This is a genomic window from Apolloniradiicaulis salifontis (assembly GCF_053756655.1).
Genome location: NZ_CM132387.1, coordinates 1,175,240 through 1,192,740, shown reverse-complemented (window position 1 = coordinate 1,192,740; position 17,501 = coordinate 1,175,240). Strand labels below are relative to the sequence as shown.

Sequence of the window (17,501 nt, the reverse complement as noted above, 5' to 3'; positions counted from 1 at the left end):
CCGGGGTTAAACATTTAGTCTACGGCGCGGTTCAACGCCTGGATCACCAGATTGCCGGTCAACAGGGGCGGCAGCACTTCGGGCGCGCCCCCGCCGGCGGGGTAAACCAGGTAGAGCGGGACGCCGGGGGCGCCGTGGCGGGCGAGCTCGGCGGCGATCACGGAATCTCGATTGGTGAAGTCAGCGCGCAGGAGCGCCACGTCATGGGTGGCGAAGGCGTCCTTCACCGAGCCTTCGGAAAGCGCGCCGAGCTTGTTGACCTGGCAGGTCACGCACCAGGCCGCGGTGAAGTCCACAAACACAGGCCGGCCGGCGGCGCGCGCCTCGTCCACCGCCTCATGGCTCCAGCTCGCCCACTCGCCCCCCGCCGGGGCGCCCATCTCCACCGGCTCGAGGCGGGCGGCGGCGAGCACGGCCGCGACAGCCAGGATCGCGCCGGCGATGGCTGTAATTCGCGCCGCGGCGCCGCGCATGGAAAACGCCCAGGCGGCGAAGCCTGCCGCCAGGAAGGCGGCGAGCACCCAGATCACACCGCTGGCGCCCACCTGGGCGACGAGCACCCAGATCAGCCAGATCGCGGTGGCGAACATGGGAAAGGCGAGCACTTGTTTGAACCGGACCATCCAGGGCCCGGGCCTTGGCAGAAAGCCCAGAAGCACGGGGAAGAAACTCACCACCACGAAGGGCGCGGCGAGGCCGACTCCCAGGAAAGCAAAGACGGTGAGCGAGGCGTACACCGGCTGGGACAGGGCGAACGCCAGCGCGCCGGTCATGAAGGGCGCCAGGCACGGCGCCGCGACGAACACCGCCAGAACGCCGGTGAGAACCGCGCCCCGGCGCCCGGTGTCGCGCACGCCGGATCCCACGGTCTGCAAGCTTGCGCCCAGCTCGAACACGCCGAGAAAATTCAGTCCGATCATGAACATCAGCAGCGCCAGGCCCGCCACCACACCGGGCACCTGAAGCTGAACGCCCCACAAATCAGGCAGGCCCGCGACCCGAAGGATCAGCAGCAATCCGCCCAGCGCCAGAAAGGTCCCGATCACCCCGGCGGCGAAGAGAAGGCCGAGCACGCGCGCCTCGCCCCGCTCGGCGCCGCGCTTTTCCGCCAGGGTCAGCGCCTTCATGGACAGGATCGGGAAGACGCAGGGCATGAGGTTGAGGATGAGCCCGCCCATGAGCGCAAAGAGCGCCGCCTGCAGGAAGGACAGGCTCACAGCCGCCGCGGCGGGGCTCTGGCCGGCGCCGCCCGCGCCGCCTGCCCCTTCAGGATTTAACGGGGCCGCCCCGGCGCCGAGGGAGAGCGCGTTCACCGGATCACCGGGCGCCGCCACTGCTTCCAGGGCGACACGATCGCCGGCGGGCGTGTCGAAGCTCACCAAAAGACGCTGCGGCCCGTCCACGCCGGAGCGGGCGAGATACCCGCCCGCCACATCGATGCGCAGCGCGCCGGGGCCCGTGGAGACACGCTGCTCGGCCGCGTGGTCGATCAGGCCGGATACGTAGGGAAAGAGATAGACGTTGGACATGCCCTCAAGCGAGGCGCCGGCGAAAGTGAAGGAGAGCCCCTCCCCGCCTTCGCTCACCGCCGCCTCAAAGCCCTCCGGCGCAGGCTGCGGCGCGGCGGCGAGCGCGGCCTCGACGAGGCGCGCGCCGGAGCGGTCGGCGCGGCTTTCACCCACCTGAAGGCTCAGCGTCAGGCTCGCCTCCTCGGGAATGCAGATATCCTCGCAGACAAGCCAGGTGGCTTCAGCCGGGATCTCGACACGGCCGGGCGCGAACCCTTCCGGCACGGTGACGGGAACCGGCAGGGTGACGGTGTCGGAATAGCCGTAATTTGTAAGCGGACCCAGTGGATAGGCGTTGGGCGCCGGCCAGATGATCTCTCCGGCGCTCCAGCCTTCAGGCAGATCGAGGGTCAGCCGCGTCGGCTCGCCGCTGTCGCCGGGATTGCGCCAATAGGTGTGCCAGCCGCGCGCGATCTCCTGGTGCAGGGCGATGTGAACCGTCTCGCCCGGCGCCACCGAGGCCCGGTCGGCCACCAGCGATGCGTCCACCATGGGGCCGTCGCCGGAAAACTGGCCGGCGGCCGGCGCCATGGCGGCGGCGATGAACACAATCAGAAAGGCGATCAATCGGATCACGAAACGCACCTCGAGCTTTGACAGCCTGCAGGTATAAGCCAGACCGCCCCACGCATTAACCGCCCTGACGGCCTTGTGATCGCGACGTGTCGCCTCAGCTCTCGTCTTTGTGGAAGCGGTCGAAGATGTGCTTCACCCGGCTCCAGACGCGCGGATGGCGCTTGAGCCAGTCGGTGATGATGCGGTGAGCGGTCTTCGAGGTGCCCGCCAGCAAAAGCAGCGCGAACAGCGCCAGCGGCAGGCCGAGCGGGATCGGCAGGAAAAAAAGCGGCACCGCGAGCACCAGCAAAAACAGGCCCAGCGCCACCGCGACGGCGCGAAGCACCGCCTGGATCACGCCGCTGACCTGCTTGCGGCCCCAACCGCCGACTGGCTCGTTCATCGCCACCGTCTTGCTCCATATCGCGCCGCCGGAGTTCCGGCGCGCTTCTCTAATGTCTAGATTACAACGCTTAACTTCAAGCCAAACCGGACCGGGCGCTGTGTTTCATTTTCGTAACCTGACCCGTACACGCCCAGAGTATGGCGCCGGAGAAACAACGGTTTTTGATCCCGGGTCCGAGGCCGGCCCCCGTTCAGCCGCCTACAAGGCGGCCTTGCTGCATAACGCGCCGCGCGGTTCAGAAGACCGAAAGGACGTGCCATAAATCATAAAGATGATCGCGACCGGGGCCCCGCATGACCATGAAGCTGGAGTGGATACAGGTGCTTCGCGCGGTGGCGGCGGTCATGGTTTTGATCGCGCATCTGACCCAGCACGAGCTGCGCTTTCTGGACGCGGCCATAAGCCCGCTCTGGACAAGCGCCGGGGTGTCGGGAGTCGATTTGTTCTTTGTGATCTCCGGCTTTGTGATGGTCTACGTGACCCGCCATGCGCCCCGGGGATCGTCCTATGCCGGCCGCTTCCTCTACGCCCGGATCACGCGGATCTATCCGCCCTACTGGCTCGCCACCCTTGGCGTTCTGGCGGGCTATGTGGTGTTCGGCTCGGCGCTCAACCGCGAGGCCGGCGACTTGAATCTCATCACTTCCGCCCTGCTCTGGCCGGATCAGGACCTGCCGATCCTGATGGTGGGATGGACGATGATCCACGAGATATATTTCTACCTCGTCTTCGCCGTTCTGCTGGTGGCGCCGCGGCGTTTTCTGCCCCTGCTTCTGGCGGCGTGGCTGAGCCTGATCGTGATCGCCGGGCTGATCGTCCCGCAATCGGACTCGCCGGTTTTCAACCTGATAACCCATCCGCTCACCGCCGAGTTCGTGCTGGGGGGCGGCGCGGGGCTCCTCGCCGTTTCGGGCCGGCGCACCCTCGCTTTACCCATGATCGCCGCAGGCTGCGTTTGGTGGATCGCGGTGACCGCGAACATCGCCTGGACCGGCCATGAGAGCACGCCTGAAGGATGGCGCAGGGTGCTCGCCTACGGCGTTCCGGCGACGTTTATCGTTTACGGCGCCGCGTGCCTGGACTGGACCCTGAAGGCTCCACGGGCGCTGGTGGCCGTGGGCGACTGGTCCTACGCGCTTTACCTGGTCCACCTTCCCATTATCGCCGCGCTCGTCCGCCTCTGGGCTGGAGCGTTTACGGACGGCGGGTCGGCGTCCTCCGTCGGGTTTATCGTCACCGGCGCGGCGCTGAGCCTGGCCGGCGCTGCGCTCATGCATCACGTGTTTGAAAAGCCCGTGCTGGCCCTGACACGCAAAGCGGGCGACCGAATGTTTCCGGCCGCCCGCCCCGTCGCCGATACGCCCGGCGAAGCGACGAAGATCTGGTGACTATTCGGCCGCCTGAGGCGTCGCTTCCGGCTGGGTCCAGCGCAGCACCGGATTGCGGGCCGCCTGGGTTTCGTCCAGACGCTTGGCGGGCGCGTGGCGCGGCGCGGCGGTGAAGCGCTCGGTCTCACCGCTTTTGGCGGCGTTGGCCAACCCCTCCAGCGTATCGCAGAAACGATCCAGCGACGCCTTGCTCTCGGTCTCGGTGGGCTCGATCAGCATCGCCCCGTGCACCACCAGCGGGAAGTACATGGTCATGGGGTGATAGCCCTCGTCTATCATCGCCTTGGCGAAGTCGAGGGTGGACACGCCAGTACCTTCCAGGAAGCGGTCGTCGAACAGGGCTTCGTGCATGCACGTGCCCTCGAACGCCTGCGTCATGACGCCGGACAGGCGCGCCTGGATGTAGTTGGCGTTCAGCACCGCGTCCTCGGCGACCTGGCGCAGCCCGTCGGACCCGTGGCTCATCATGTAGGACAAGGCGCGGGTGAACATGCCCATATTGCCGTGGAAGGCGGTCATGCGGCCGAAGGGATCGCCTTTAGCGTCCGCCTCATGCTCGACGATGGACCAGCTGTCTGCGGTCTTCACCACGTAGGGCACCGGGGCGTAGGGCGCGAGCGCCTCGGAGAACACCGTGGGACCCGAACCTGGACCGCCGCCGCCATGGGGCGTGGAGAAGGTCTTGTGCAGGTTGATGTGCATGGCGTCGATGCCCAGATCGCCCGGCCGCACCCGGCCGACAATGGCGTTGAAGTTCGCGCCGTCGCAGTAGAAATATCCGCCCGCCTCGTGGATCAGGTCGGCGATTTCCTTGATGTCGCGCTCAAACAGACCGCAGGTGTTGGGGTTGGTGAGCATGATGCCGGCGACGTCGTCGCCCAGCTTGGCCTTGAAGGCCTCCATGTCCACGCGCCCGCCGGCGTTCGCCGGGATCTCGTCGACGGTGAAGCCGCACTGCACGGCGGTGGCCGGGTTGGTCCCGTGGGCGCTTTCCGGCACCAGCACGCGGCGGCGCTTGCTCTCGCCGCGCGCGTCCAGGGCGGCGCGGATCGCCATCATGCCGCACAGCTCGCCATGGGCGCCGGCTTTCGGGCTCATGGCCACGCACGGCGTGTTGGTGAGCGTCATCAGCCAGTGGGCGAGCTCGCCGATCAGTTCAAACGCGCCCTGCACGGTGGATTCCGGCTGCAGCGGGTGAATGTCGATGAAGCCGGGAAGCCGCGCCAGCTTCTCGTTGAGACGCGGATTGTGCTTCATCGTGCACGAGCCCAGCGGATAGAGCCCAAGATCGATGGCGTAATTCTTCCGGCTCAGGCGCACATAGTGGCGCATTGCTTCGGGCTCGGAGAGGCCCGGTAGGCCCAGCTCGCCCTCGCGGTCCAGACCGCCGAGCCGGGTTTTCGTCCCCTTTGGCTCTTCAAGGTCCACGCCGCAATTGTCGAAATGGCCGCGCTCGAAGATCAGCGGTTCGGCCTGGTCCAGCCCGCGAGAGCCGGAAAACGTGTCCTCATAAGCGCCCGCGTCATAGACGTGCAGCGGCTTGGACGGACGGCCTTGAGTGTTCATCGCCATGGTTAGAGCACCTCTTTGAGCGCGGCTTCGAGCGCGTCGAAGTCTTCCGGCGTATTGGTTTCGGTGGCGGCGACCAGCAAGAGATCGCCGAACTCGCCCTTGGGATAAAGGCGGCTGGCCGCAACGCCGCCCAGGACGCCCCTGTCGGCGAGCGCCTGCACGACTTTGGCCGCGTCGCCAGGCAGGCGCAGGGTGAATTCGTTGAAGAATGCGTCGGTGACCAGCTCCACGCCCGGCAGGGCGGAAAGACGGTCGGCCAGCTCGCAGGCGCGCTCATGGTTGATGCGGGCGAGCTTGGTGAAACCCGACTGGCCCAGCAGCGTCATGTGAACGGTCCAAGCCAGCGCCATCAGGCCGGAATTGGTGCAGATGTTCGAGGTCGCCTTGTCGCGGCGGATATGCTGCTCGCGGGTGGAGAGGGTCAGCACGAAGCCGCGCCGTCCGTCCGCGTCCACCGTTTCACCGGCCAGACGCCCCGGCATGTTCCGCAGGAAGTTGCGGTCGCCGCGGCAGGCGAAGAGGCCCACATAGGGCCCGCCGAACTGCAGGCCGACACCAAGGGACTGGCCCTCGCCCACCACGATGTCGGCGCCCATGGCGCCAGGGCTCTTCATCAGGCCCAGCGACAGCACCTCGGTGAACACGGCGATCAACAGCGCGCCCTTGGCGTGGGCGGCTTTGGCCAGCGGCTCAAGATCATGGACCTGGCCGAACACGTCGGGGTTCTGCACCACGACGCAGGCGGTCTCGTCATCAATGGCCGCGGCGATATCGTCCAGCGAGCCGGGCTTTGCGCCCTGGCTCACCGTGTCGATATCCATGTATTTGGCCAGTGTATGGGTGGAGCCGGCGTAGTGGGGATGCAGATTACCGCTGAGCACCGCCTTGTGGCGCTTGGTGACGCGGCTTGCCATGAGCACCGCCTCGGCGCAGGCGGTGGAGCCGTCATACATGGAGGCGTTGGCGATCTCCATGCCGGTAAGCGCCGCCACCTGGGTCTGGAATTCAAACAGGGTCTGCAGCGTGCCCTGGCTGATTTCCGGTTGGTACGGCGTGTAGCTGGTGAGGAATTCAGACCGCTGGATCATGTGATCCACCGTGGCCGGCACATGGTGCTTGTAGGCGCCCGCGCCCACGAAGAACGGCGCCTCTCCGGCGGAGAGGTTCTTCTTGGCCATGCGCGTGAAGGCGCGCTCCACCGCGATCTCGGTCGCCTTGGGCGGCAGGTCCACCGGCCCGTCCAGGCGCGCCGCCTCGGGCACGTCAGAGAACAGATCGTCGATGGAGGCGACCCCCACCGTTTCGAGCATCGATTTACGATCCTCGTGGGTCAAAGGTAGATAGCGCATCGGCGTTTCAGCCTCTCTCCAGCTTTCGCGCCCCGGGCGGACAGGCCCGGCGCGGCGTGCGAATTCATCGTTTGGCGGCGCGACATAGGCCGCCGCCGGGCCATGTCAGCCCGGCGCGGCGTTTTCTCGCAGACCTAGTCGGTGTGGGCCTTGTAGGCGTCGTCGTCCATCAACGCGTCGAGCTCGCTCTTGTCGGCGACGGCCAGCTTCACGAACCAGCCCTTGTCGGCCGGGCTTTCATTGACCGTGCCGGGCTCGCCGTCGAGCGCGTCATTGACCGCGATCACCTTGCCGGAGATCGGGGCGTAGACTTCCGAGGCGGCCTTCACGCTTTCGACAACGGCGAGCTCGTCGCCCTGCTTGACCTCTTTGCCCACTTCAGGCAGCTCGACGAACACGACGTCGCCCAGCTGTTCGGCGGCGTAGGCGGTGATGCCCATGACGGCGTTTTCGCCGTCCATGCGCACCCATTCATGCTCTTTGGTGTAACGGGTCTGGCTCATTGGTGTGCTCCCCTTGAAACCTGTCTTGAAACTCTAACCGCGGAAAAAGCGATGCTCTGAAAACGGTGTCTTGACCACTTCGGCCGGGCGCGCCTTGCCGCGCACCATCAGGTCCAGCGCCGTACCGGCCTTGGCGAGATCGGCGCGCACATAGCCCATGGCGATGGGCCCGCCCACGGTGGGGCCGAACCCGCCGGACGTGATCACGCCGACAGCCTCGCCCTCATGCTGGATCTCCGTCCCCTCGCGCGCCGGCGCGCGATCGTTGAGGACGATCCCGACGCGCTTCTTTTCCGCTCCGTCCTCGATCTGTTTCAAGATGCGGCGGGCGCCGGGGAAGTCGGCGCGCTCGCGCCGGGACTTCGCCACCGCCCAGGTGAGCGAGGCCTCGACCGGGGTCACCGTCTCGTCCATGTCGTGTCCGTAAAGGCAGAGCCCGGCCTCAAGGCGCAGCGAATCGCGCGCACCAAGGCCGATGAATTTCACGCGGCTGTCACCCAGCAGCGTTCGCGCCAGGGCTTCCGCCTCGACGTTCAGAACGGAAATTTCAAACCCGTCCTCGCCTGTATAGCCCGAGCGCGAAACAAGCACGTCATGGCCGGCAAGATTCAGGCGCGCCGCCTGCATGAATTTCAGCTCGCTCGCACCGGGGCAGTGGGCCTCCATGACGGACACCGCTTCCGGCCCCTGCAGCGCCAGAAGCGCGCGGTCGTTCAGCTCGATCAGCTCTGCGCGGCGGCCGAAATGGTCGCGCATATAAGCAAAATCGCCGCCCTTGGTGGCCGCATTCACCACTACGAACAGGAAATCGTCCTCGGGGCGGGAGATCATCAGATCGTCCATGATCCCGCCTTCGGGGTTCAGGAGCAGCGTATATTTCTGCTGATTGGGACCCAGCGCTTCGACATCGGCGGTGATCAAGTCCTCCAGCGCCCCGGCCTCGCCGGTGACGCGGGCCTGGCCCATGTGGGACACGTCGAACAGGCCGGCGTGGGTGCGCGTATGATGGTGCTCGGCCATCACGCCTTCACCCTCGTACTGGACCGGCATCTCATAGCCGGCGAACGGAACCATTTTGGCCCCAAGCTCCATATGGAGGTCGTAAAGCGGGGTGCGATGCAGCGGCGTCTCGGCCATGGCGGCGTGTCTCCAAAGTCTTCGCGCGGTTGCGCATCCGGCGCCGGCTCATGCCGACACCACCCGCGCCCCCGCTGTCTCGAAAACCTGAGAGATTCCCGCAAGCCCCGGCGAACCGGCGCGCGCATTGCTCCTTCGGTGGGGCTCGATCCATCCGGTATCGAACCCGCTTTCCAGCGTCGGCCTAGTCTCTTGCGGTCCTGCAGCCTGAGCGTTTCCGGGGCGGTTGCGCCTTCGGCGCCGGCGTCTTCGGCCGGTCTCTCCCGCAAGGGAGCCGTCATGTAATTTCGCAACCAGCCCGCCTCACGGCGCTCCTTCGCGAGCGCAACAAACTAGCGGAGGCGTGATTCGAGTCAATGTGCCTGAACGCGCCGGAACGCATCGAGCCGCGATCGAAGGCCCGTGGGGTCTCCGGTCGCGGCTCGCGGGCCGGTTTGCGGTTGCTGCTCCGCGCCCCGGCCGACCGGCCCTGACGCATCGGGAGCGCCCAGGACCGGTGTCGGCGATAGGGGTCTATGCAGAGCGGCGGCGCTGGCGCTCCTGGTGCAGGGCGAAGACGCGCGGATCGCCGAGCTTCTCGAGGGCGCCCGCCAGGGTGCGTTCCTGGCAGTCAGCTGCGATGCGCACCTGCAACAGGCTGCGCGCCTCAAAGACGTCGCAGTAAGCATCCACCCGACGCTCCAGGGCATCGAGCACATGGGCGCGGCCTTCCGCGCTGCGCAGCTGCCAGGCTTCATAGCTGAAGGTGAACTCCTGAGCGCTCGCCGCACCGGTGAAGGCGGCGCCGGAAAGCGCCAGGCAGGCGATGAGGGTCTTGATGGCGGGGAGGGTCTTGATGGCGGGCATGGTCCTGTCTCCTGGTTGAGGCCACTCACGTGGCCGGTTCGGGGCGCGGCCGACGCTGTTGCTGGCCGCGACGTCTTCACCATCCCCCCTGACCTCGCCCAAATCCTCAGGCAGACCTGAGGAAGTTCTAAGAAGTTCTGAGAGTGTTGTTTTAATTGTGTTTTTGGCCTCATCTTTTTCAAGAATTCAGCTCAGGAGCCGTGACGCGCGTGCTTGGGCGCGGTAAAACGTAGGGGCTGCAGGTTTGGGGAGCGCGCAATGACAGAAGAAGCCGCGAAGCGGTTCGCCGAAGAACCGCGGCGCCTCGCCGCCGATGGCCTGGTCCTTGACCGGCGCGACGAGACAGCCACGCTTCATGGAGCGCCGCTGGATATTCGCGGCAAGCCAATCCGCCTGCTCGCCCTCCTGATGGCCCGCGCACCCGATCTTGTGACCAAGGACGCGATCATCGCCGAGGTCTGGGACGGTCTTAGCGTGTCTGACGCAGTGCTCACGACGGCGATGCGCGAACTGCGCGCCGCTCTGGGCGACGATGCGCGCGCGCCGCGCTGGATCAAGACCGCCCATGGGCGCGGGTATCGCTTCATCGTCGCGGTGACGCCAGCGGCCCCGGCGGCCGAGGCGATCGAGGACGCCGCTTCGCCCTCGGCATCCACGGCCCTGCGGTCGCCTCAGCCCGGAGCGCCGTCAGCGCCGCCGACCGAAGCCGAGACGCCGGCGCCGTCTCAGCCGCGGCTGCTCGGCGTGCGCCCGGCCCATGCCGTCATCGGCGCCGTTCTGGTGATCGCAGTCGGCGTCATCGCCGCGTTCACGCCGGGCCTTCGTACGCCGTCGGCGCCGGACCAGTCGGTAGCGGTGCTGGGCTTCGAGGCTTACAGCGAGGACGGCGACGCGCTCTGGTTTGCGGACGGATTGTCAGAGGAAATCAGCGCGGCGCTGGGGCGCATCCCAGACCTGCAGGTCGCGTCCCGGCGCGCCACTCTGGCCTATGACGGGGACACTCAAACCAGTGTCGCCGCCATCGGCGAAGCCTTGAACGTGGCCCATCTGGTGGATGGCTCGGTCCGGCTCGACGGCGAGCGGGTGCGTGTCACCGTCAACCTGATCGAGGCGGCAAGCGGGGTTCAGCGCTGGTCTGACACCTATGACCGGAACTTCGCCGACATTCTGGACCTGCAGGGCGATATCGCGCGCCATGTGGCCCAGGTCCTTGATACCGCCCTTAACGCCCAGGCGCTGGACGCCATGGTGGAAGCCGGAACGGACTCGATCGCCGCCTATGAAGCTTACTTGCGCGCCCAGGCGGTGATCACTGAATTCAACCGCACGGGTGACGGACGCGACTGGGCGCAGGCGCTGCCCCTGCTTGACCGCGCCCGCTCCATAGACCCGGACTTCGCCGAAGCTCATGCGGTTTCCGCCATGGTGTTTCGCTATCTCAACACACCCTCTCTGGTCATGAGGCCGGATCCATTGACTGGCGAAGCCTATCTGCAGGCGTATTCAGAGCGCATGAACGCCGCTGTGGCCGCCGCGCGCGACCCCCTGCAGGCCGCCGTATACCGGGGCCGGCGCGAGCAGGAATTGTTCAACCTGGACGCTGCGCGACAGGCCTATGAGGCCTATCTGGCCGAACGTCCCAACGATACTGATCGCTTGTTCGACCATTCCAACACGCTGGTGATGATGGGTCGCCATGACGAAGCGCGTGCGGTGGTGCGCCGGCTTGACGCCCTCCTGGCTCCAACGGACATCCAGAATCGCGGTTACCTTATCCAGCATGCGCGAAAGGCGCGCGATTTCGACCTGGCTGTCGACATCGCCAGCCGGACGCTGCAGGTCGACCCCTATCATGGCGTCAGCCTTATCGAAGCCCAGCTGGCGATGCATTATGCCGGTCGCCATGATGAAGCCGCCGCGATCGCAGCGCGCATTCAGGAAAGCGAGCTGGGCCGGTTCGCCAAGCTGTTCAGCGAGATCTATCGGATTTGCGCAGCCGGGGACGGGGCACAGGCCCTGGCGCTGGGTCAGATGTTCATCGACGAACCGCGCGCGGTGTTCCAGGGCTACGACATGCTGCGGCTGATCGGGCGCGAGGACGCCGCCTACGCCAGGCTCGCCCCGCTGGACGAACCCGGCGTGCCGGGACGTCTGCGCGAAAGGCTCTTCGATCCGTCGTTTGACCCGCGCCGCTTTGCGAATCTCGCCGACGCCATCGAACGCGCCGGAGGGTCGATCGCGCCGCCCGAGCCGCCGCTGGTCTTCTGCCCGCCCGAAAGCTGAGGTTACATCCGCTCCGGCACGTCCATGCCGATCAGGCCGAGCGCGAGCTCCAGCTGCTTGAGCGTGGTCTCCGCCAGGCGCAAGCGCGAGGCTCGAACGCCGGCGTCTTCTTCCGGCAGGATCGGGCAGGCCGCATAGAAGCCCGAAAAGGCCTGGGCGAGGCCGTAGGCATGCTCGCACAGGATATGCGGCGCCCGGCCGGTCTCGGCGCGCTCCAGCGCGATTGCGAACCCGTCGAGCCGGCGGATCAGCGCCGCCTCGGTCTTGTCGGTGACCTGCACCGGGCCGGGCTCCACGCCTTTCTCTTTGGCTTTTCGCATCAGGGATTTAACGCGGACAGCCTGATACAGGAGATACGGCCCGGTCTTGCCCTCGAAGCTGACGAAGCGATCAAGATCGAAGATATAGTTGGTGGTGCGCACATTGGAGAGATCGGAGAATTTGATCGCGGCGTTGGCGACGCTGCGGGCCACCTGATCAAACTCCGCAGTGGAGAGCTCCGCGCCCAGGCCCGCCTCGTTCAGGCGGGCGCGAGCGCGCTCCAGCGCCTGCTCGATCAGATCGGCGAGCCTGAACGTGCCGCCGGAGCGTGTCCGCAAACGCTTGCCGTCGGCGCCGTTCACCGTGCCGAACTTCACGTGCTCCAGCCCGCCGGCCTTCGCCAGGTCGGCCTTCATTGCAGCGCGGAAAACCTGTTCAAAATGATCGCTTTGCGCCAAGTCTACGACGTATAGGATGAGATCTGGATCGTATTCGCGTCGCCGGTCGAGGATCGTCGCCAGATCAGTGGTGGCGTAAAGCGCCGAGCCCGTGCGGGAGACCAGGATCAGCGGCGCCAGATCCTTCTTGTCGTCCTCTTCGGCGACCCGCACGATCCAGGCGCCCTCGCTCTCCTCGGCGACGCCGCGGCTTTTGAGATCCTCCACCATGGCGGGGATGAGATCATTGACGTCGCTTTCGCCCTTCCACAGGTCGAAGCTGACGCCGAGGGCCTCGTAATCGGCTTTCAACGCCCGAATCGACACCGTGATGAAGTGGGCAAGCAGCGCGCGATAACCGGGACGGCCGGCCTGAAGCTCGGCGGTGGCCTTCTGGGAGCGCGCATTGCGCTCGGGGTCTTCCTTGGCCCTGGCCGACGCCTGGGGGTAAAGCCGTGACAGATCCTCGATCGTCACCGGGCTGGTCTCAGGATAAGGCCCGGTGAAATCCGCGTCGAAATACACAAGGCCGGGCTGCTCGTCTTCCAGCTCGGTGACGAGATGGCCCATCTGCAGGCCCCAATCGCCCAGATGAACATCGGAGATCGTCTTGTGACCGCGAAACGCCAGTAGTCGCTGAAGGCAGTCGCCGATCACCGCGCTGCGCAAATGGCCCACATGCATGGGCTTGGCCACGTTCGGTCCGCCGAAATCAAGCATCACCGTCATGGGCTCAGGACTGGTCCCCGCCCCGGCCCGATCATCAGCCGCGACAGCGTCGGCGCGCGCCTCATAATCGCGCGCGGCCGGCGTGAGATTGAGAAAGCCGGGCCCGGCGATCTCAACGGCGAGATCCGGCGCGCTTGAGGCAAGCCGCTGCATCACCGCTTCGGCGACGGCGCGCGGATTCTGCTTTGCGATCTTCGCCGCCGCCATGGCGCCATTGCATTGATACGGCGCCAGGTCCGGGCGCCCGCTTTCATTCACATGCCCCAGATCGGCGGGCAGGCCTTCCGCAGCGAAGGCGTCCGACACGGTTTTGGAAAGCGCGGCGATGAGCGAGGTCATGGCGGGTTCGTCCCGAGGGCGCGGCCCTCAAGGCAAGCCGCGCTGTTCATGGAAATTCGGTCAGTTCTGACCGGCGTCGACGCGGAAGCGAAGACCGGAGCGATTGAACTCAAGCTGGTCTTCGGTGAGCTCAAAGCCCACCAGCACTTCGAAATTCACTCCGGACGTATCGGCGTTGGCGCGCGGAATGGCGACGGGATCGAAAATTTCGGTGACTTCGACCCGGTCCTGGCCCGGCCGAAATTCGATGGTGACCGGAAATACCAGCTTTTCGATCACAACGCTGTCCAGACCGGTGACCGCGACGAACATGTCGTAGGTGTGGGTCGAGCCTTCCGCGGCCGGTCCGCGCCCGAACGCCATGCGGATCCCGACCTCCATATCGATCGGGGTGGCGTTCCGGTCGGTATAGCGGCAGCGGCTGACCACATTGATGATCTCGCCGGTGAAACCGACATTTCCGTAGGCGATCTCATCGCCATTGATCTGCACCAGCCGGTGCGCGTCATAGAGCGCCAGCGCATTCGGGCATGGGCCCGGATTGGGCTCGCGCTCGCTCAGCGGGTTGCGCACCGACTGACACCCGGCCAGAGCGAGCGCGGCGGCGAAGACGGTGAGGGCTTTAAGACGCATAAACGATCCCCAAATGAAGGGTTAAGCTGTAACGAGGCGAGCTCCCCTTGCCCGGGCGCACAGGTTTGATACAGGCTGTCTATTACGCGCGCGGGCTCGCCGCAACGCCCGCCAGCGCCGGTATGCGGAGATTTCATGTCTGAAGACAGCGCCCTGATCCTGCTTCTCGCCAGTCCGCGGGGCTTTTGCGCCGGCGTCGACCGGGCGATCCAGATCGTCGAGCGCGCCCTGGAGCGTTATGGCGCGCCGGTTTATGTGCGCCACGAGATCGTTCACAACAAGCATGTGGTCAACCGGCTCAAAGCCATGGGCGCGGTGTTTGTGAAAGAACTCGACGAATGCCCCGACGACCGGCCGGTCGTGTTTTCCGCCCACGGCGTTCCAAAGCACGTGCCCGCTGAGGCTGCGGCCCGCAAGATGCTCTATGTGGACGCCACCTGCCCTCTGGTGTCCAAGGTCCATGTGGAGGCCCAGCGCCACCACAGGAACGGCAAGGAGATCCTGCTCATCGGCCATGCCGGCCACCCTGAAGTGATCGGCACGATGGGCCAGCTGCCCGATCAGGCGATACACCTGATCGAGACGGTTGCGGACGCCAAAGCCTTTGAACCCAGGGACGCGGCCAATCTCGCCTTCGTCACCCAGACGACCCTGTCGGTGGACGACACCGAGGAGATCGTGGCGGTCCTGCAAGACCGCTTTCCCGAGATGGCGACGCCGTACAAGGAAGACATCTGCTACGCCACCACCAACCGCCAGCACGCGGTGAAGGCCATCGGCGCCAGCGCCGATCTGGTGCTGGTGGTGGGCGCGCCCAACTCATCCAACTCAGTGCGTCTGGTGGAGGTCGCCAAGCGCGCCGGCGCCAAGGACGCCCACCTTGTTCAGAAAGCCGGCGACGTGGACTGGAGCTGGTTTGACGGCGCGACGCGCGTCGGGATCAGCGCCGGCGCCAGCGCGCCGGAGGAATTGGTGGAGGACCTGATCGCCGCCATCGCAAACCGGTTCGCCGTACGCATCGAAGAGGTGCGCGTGGCGGAAGAAGACGTCGTCTTCAAGCTGCCCCGCGAAGTGGCCTGACCGCCGCGCGCCGTTGCGCCGGCGCTGAGGGGCCTTAGCTTGCCACACATGGCCGACATCGATTCTCCCGCCGCCCCTCGCAAGAGCATCGCCGACGCCCGTGCGGCCATGGCCGAAGTGTTCGGCTTTCGTGATTTCAGGCCCGGCCAGGAAGAGATCGTCGATCAGGTCCTCGCCGGCCGCGACGTGCTGGCGGTCATGCCTACGGGGCGCGGCAAATCCCTGTGCTATCAGCTGCCGGCCATCGTGCGCGGCGGGCTGACGCTGGTGGTCTCCCCCCTTATCGCGCTGATGCGCGATCAGGTCACCGCCCTCCAGGCGAGCGGCGTGGAGGCGGGCAGCCTCACCAGCGCCGACAGTCCGGAGGACCGCGAGCACACCTGGTCGCGGCTCGACGATGGAAGCCTGCGCCTTTTGTATGTGAGCCCGGAGCGCCTGGCCGCGCCGGGCCTCGCCGAGCGGCTGGGGCGCGCCGGCCTCACCATGATCGCCGTGGACGAAGCCCACTGCGTCAGCCAGTGGGGCCATGATTTCCGTCCCGACTATCTACGCATCAAGGAGCTGGCCGAAGCCGCCGGCCGGCCCCAGATCGCCGCCTTCACCGCCACCGCCGACGCAGCGGCCCGGCGAGACATCGCCCAGCGCCTGTTTACGCGTGAGCCGGCCGAATTCGTCGCCGGGTTTGACCGTCCCAACCTGCATCTGGCCTGCGGCGCCCGCCGCTCCGGTCCCGCCCAGGTGCTCGCCTTTGTAAAGGCGCGGCCCGAGCGTTCGGGCATCATCTACTGCACCAGCCGCAAGGCCTGCGAGGATCTCGCCGACAAGCTCCAGGCCGAGGGCGTTTACGCCCTCGCCTACCATGCAGGGCTGGACTCGGGCGTGCGCGCCTGGCGCCAGGACGAATTTGTGAAGGGCGACGGCGTTGTGATGTGCGCAACGGTCGCCTTCGGCATGGGCGTGGACAAGCCGGACGTGCGTTACGTGCTCCACGCCGCCCTGCCCAAAAGCGTCGAGGCGTATTACCAGGAGATCGGCCGCGCCGGGCGCGACGGCGACCCGGCCGAGACGCTGATGCTTTGGTCGCTGGCTGACGCGGCCCTGCGCCGGCGTCAGATCGCGGAGAGCGAATCCGACGAGACGCGCAAGCAGATGGAGCTGCGCCGCTTGGGCGCGCTCATCGCCTATTGCGAGGCGCCGCAATGCCGCCGCCAGACCCTGCTGTCGTATTTCGGAGACGAAGCCGAGCCCTGCGGCAATTGCGATCTCTGCGACGATCCGCCCAAGCTTATCGACGGCGCTGTGCACGCCCAGAAGGCCATGAGCGCCATCGCGCGCACCGGCCAGCGCTTCGGGCTGGAGCATCTGACCAGCGTACTGCGCGGGTTGAAGACCGAGAAGGTGCTCGCCCGCGGCCACGACCAACTGCCCACGTTCGGCGTGGGAGAAGAGCTCTCCAAGGAGCAGTGGATGAGCGTGTTCCGCCAGCTCTTCGCCCACGGGGCCATCGACCAGCCCATTGACGGCCATGGCGAGTGGGTGATCACGCCCAAAGGCAAGGAGATCCTGTTCGGCCGCCAGCCTATCCGCCTGAGGCCGCCGGAAGAGGCGCGCGGGACCAAGAGCGCACGCTCGCGCCCGGTCTCCGACGCGGCCGAGGCTTTGTCCAGCGAGCGCGACCGCGACCTCTACCAGGCATTGCGCAAGCTGCGCCTGGAGATCGCCAAGGAAACCGGCAAGCCGGCCTATACCGTGTTCGCCGACCGCACCCTTATCGAGCTGGCGCTGAACAAGCCGTCCACTCTGGACCAGATGGGCGAATGCTTCGGTGTCGGCGCCCGTAAGCTGGAGCGCTATGGCGAGGCTTTCCTGGCCGCGATCGCCAGCGAGATGTAAGACGGCCGCGGACACGTCAGAGGACCTTAACCTATCCCTGCGCGTAGTGGGGATATGATCCAGGCGATGAAAATTCTGCTTGTCGATGACGACCCCACCGAATTCATCTTCCTCGAGGATGCGCTGGACGCGGACGGGGGCGGGCATGAGTTGAGCTATGCCGAAAGCGGTCGGGCGGCGCTCCGCCAGCTTCGCGAGGTCACGCCCGACGTCATCATCCTTGATCTGCGCATGCCGGGCATGACCGGCTTTGACGTGCTGGAAGCGGTGCGGGCCGACCCGTCGCTGGCGGGATCGGCCGTGATGGTGCTGTCCAACTCCGCCATCGCCGCAGATCGCACTCAGGCGCTCGCACTGGGCGCTCAGGACTACCGGGTCAAGCCGCTGACCCCGGACGGCTACGCCGAACTGGTGGACGCCATGGCGAAACTGGCCAGTCCCGCAAGTCCCGACTCCACGGGCCGTGCCTGAACCGGCGGCGCGCTAGAGCTTTTTCAGTAAAAGCGGGTCCCGGTTTCGCGG

14 protein-coding genes and 1 riboswitch are annotated in these 17,501 nt (G+C 66.4%); of the genes, 5 read left to right on the top strand and 9 right to left on the bottom strand.

Annotated features, from left to right (window positions below; all coding sequences use genetic code 11):
* Nucleotides 1–14: 14 nt before the first annotated feature.
* Nucleotides 15–2,144: a protein-disulfide reductase DsbD family protein gene (locus tag ACWCOP_RS05775; protein ID WP_478250273.1), complete on the bottom strand. Its 2,130-nt coding sequence runs from the start codon at nt 2,142–2,144 to the stop codon at nt 15–17.
* A 94-nt stretch (nt 2,145–2,238) separates the two neighbouring features.
* Nucleotides 2,239–2,532 (bottom strand): hypothetical protein, encoded by a 294-nt coding sequence (locus ACWCOP_RS05770; protein ID WP_478250272.1) that lies wholly within the window; start codon nt 2,530–2,532, stop codon nt 2,239–2,241.
* A gap of 290 nt (nt 2,533–2,822) precedes the next feature.
* Between ACWCOP_RS05770 and ACWCOP_RS05765 the strand changes: the two genes are divergently transcribed.
* Nucleotides 2,823–3,917 carry an acyltransferase family protein gene (locus ACWCOP_RS05765; RefSeq protein ID WP_478250271.1) on the top strand — a complete coding sequence of 365 codons (1,095 nt, stop codon included), beginning with the start codon at nt 2,823–2,825 and terminating at the stop codon, nt 3,915–3,917.
* Here ACWCOP_RS05765 and gcvPB read toward each other — a convergent pair whose 3' ends face one another.
* The 5 genes from gcvPB to ACWCOP_RS05740 all read right to left on the bottom strand — a co-directional run bounded on the left by gcvPB (nt 3,918) and on the right by ACWCOP_RS05740 (nt 9,324).
* Nucleotides 3,918–5,489 carry an aminomethyl-transferring glycine dehydrogenase subunit GcvPB gene (gcvPB, locus tag ACWCOP_RS05760; RefSeq protein WP_478250270.1) on the bottom strand — a complete coding sequence of 524 codons (1,572 nt, stop codon included), beginning with the start codon at nt 5,487–5,489 and terminating at the stop codon, nt 3,918–3,920. It lies immediately after the preceding gene.
* 2 nt (nt 5,490–5,491) lie between these two features.
* On the bottom strand, nt 5,492–6,838 hold the full coding sequence (gene gcvPA, locus ACWCOP_RS05755; protein ID WP_478250269.1) for an aminomethyl-transferring glycine dehydrogenase subunit GcvPA: 1,347 nt from the start codon (nt 6,836–6,838) through the stop codon (nt 5,492–5,494).
* Between the two features lie 134 nt (nt 6,839–6,972).
* Nucleotides 6,973–7,341 carry a glycine cleavage system protein GcvH gene (gcvH, locus tag ACWCOP_RS05750; protein ID WP_478250268.1) on the bottom strand — a complete coding sequence of 123 codons (369 nt, stop codon included), beginning with the start codon at nt 7,339–7,341 and terminating at the stop codon, nt 6,973–6,975.
* Between the two features lie 33 nt (nt 7,342–7,374).
* Nucleotides 7,375–8,478, bottom strand: coding sequence for a glycine cleavage system aminomethyltransferase GcvT (gene gcvT / locus ACWCOP_RS05745; protein ID WP_478250267.1), 1,104 nt, complete (start codon nt 8,476–8,478; stop codon nt 7,375–7,377).
* A 185-nt stretch (nt 8,479–8,663) separates the two neighbouring features.
* Nucleotides 8,664–8,754, bottom strand: a riboswitch (glycine riboswitch).
* A gap of 237 nt (nt 8,755–8,991) precedes the next feature.
* Entirely contained in the window at nt 8,992–9,324 is a 333-nt protein-coding gene (locus ACWCOP_RS05740) for a UrcA family protein (protein ID WP_478250266.1), read from the bottom strand.
* 258 nt (nt 9,325–9,582) lie between these two features.
* Between ACWCOP_RS05740 and ACWCOP_RS05735 the strand changes: the two genes are divergently transcribed.
* Nucleotides 9,583–11,607 carry a winged helix-turn-helix domain-containing protein gene (locus ACWCOP_RS05735; RefSeq protein WP_478250265.1) on the top strand — a complete coding sequence of 675 codons (2,025 nt, stop codon included), beginning with the start codon at nt 9,583–9,585 and terminating at the stop codon, nt 11,605–11,607.
* 2 nt (nt 11,608–11,609) lie between these two features.
* On the opposite strand, the gene argS is transcribed toward ACWCOP_RS05735, so the two are convergent.
* Together argS and ACWCOP_RS05725 are read right to left on the bottom strand one after the other, a co-directional pair.
* Nucleotides 11,610–13,373 carry an arginine--tRNA ligase gene (gene argS / locus ACWCOP_RS05730; RefSeq protein ID WP_478250264.1) on the bottom strand — a complete coding sequence of 588 codons (1,764 nt, stop codon included), beginning with the start codon at nt 13,371–13,373 and terminating at the stop codon, nt 11,610–11,612.
* A gap of 60 nt (nt 13,374–13,433) precedes the next feature.
* A complete protein-coding gene (locus ACWCOP_RS05725) occupies nt 13,434–14,006 on the bottom strand; it encodes a hypothetical protein (RefSeq protein ID WP_478250263.1) in 573 nt (190 codons plus the stop codon).
* A 135-nt stretch (nt 14,007–14,141) separates the two neighbouring features.
* On the opposite strand from ACWCOP_RS05725, the gene ispH reads away from it, so the two are divergent.
* From ispH to ACWCOP_RS05710, 3 genes are all read left to right on the top strand, one after another.
* Nucleotides 14,142–15,086, top strand: a complete 945-nt coding sequence (ispH, locus tag ACWCOP_RS05720; RefSeq protein ID WP_478250262.1) for a 4-hydroxy-3-methylbut-2-enyl diphosphate reductase — start codon at nt 14,142–14,144, stop codon at nt 15,084–15,086.
* Nucleotides 15,087–15,134: 48 nt separating this feature from the next.
* Nucleotides 15,135–16,979, top strand: a complete 1,845-nt coding sequence (gene recQ, locus ACWCOP_RS05715; protein WP_478250261.1) for a DNA helicase RecQ — start codon at nt 15,135–15,137, stop codon at nt 16,977–16,979.
* A 66-nt stretch (nt 16,980–17,045) separates the two neighbouring features.
* A complete protein-coding gene (locus ACWCOP_RS05710; RefSeq protein ID WP_478250260.1) occupies nt 17,046–17,450 on the top strand; it encodes a response regulator in 405 nt (134 codons plus the stop codon).
* The last annotated feature ends 51 nt before the right edge of the window (nt 17,451–17,501 follow it).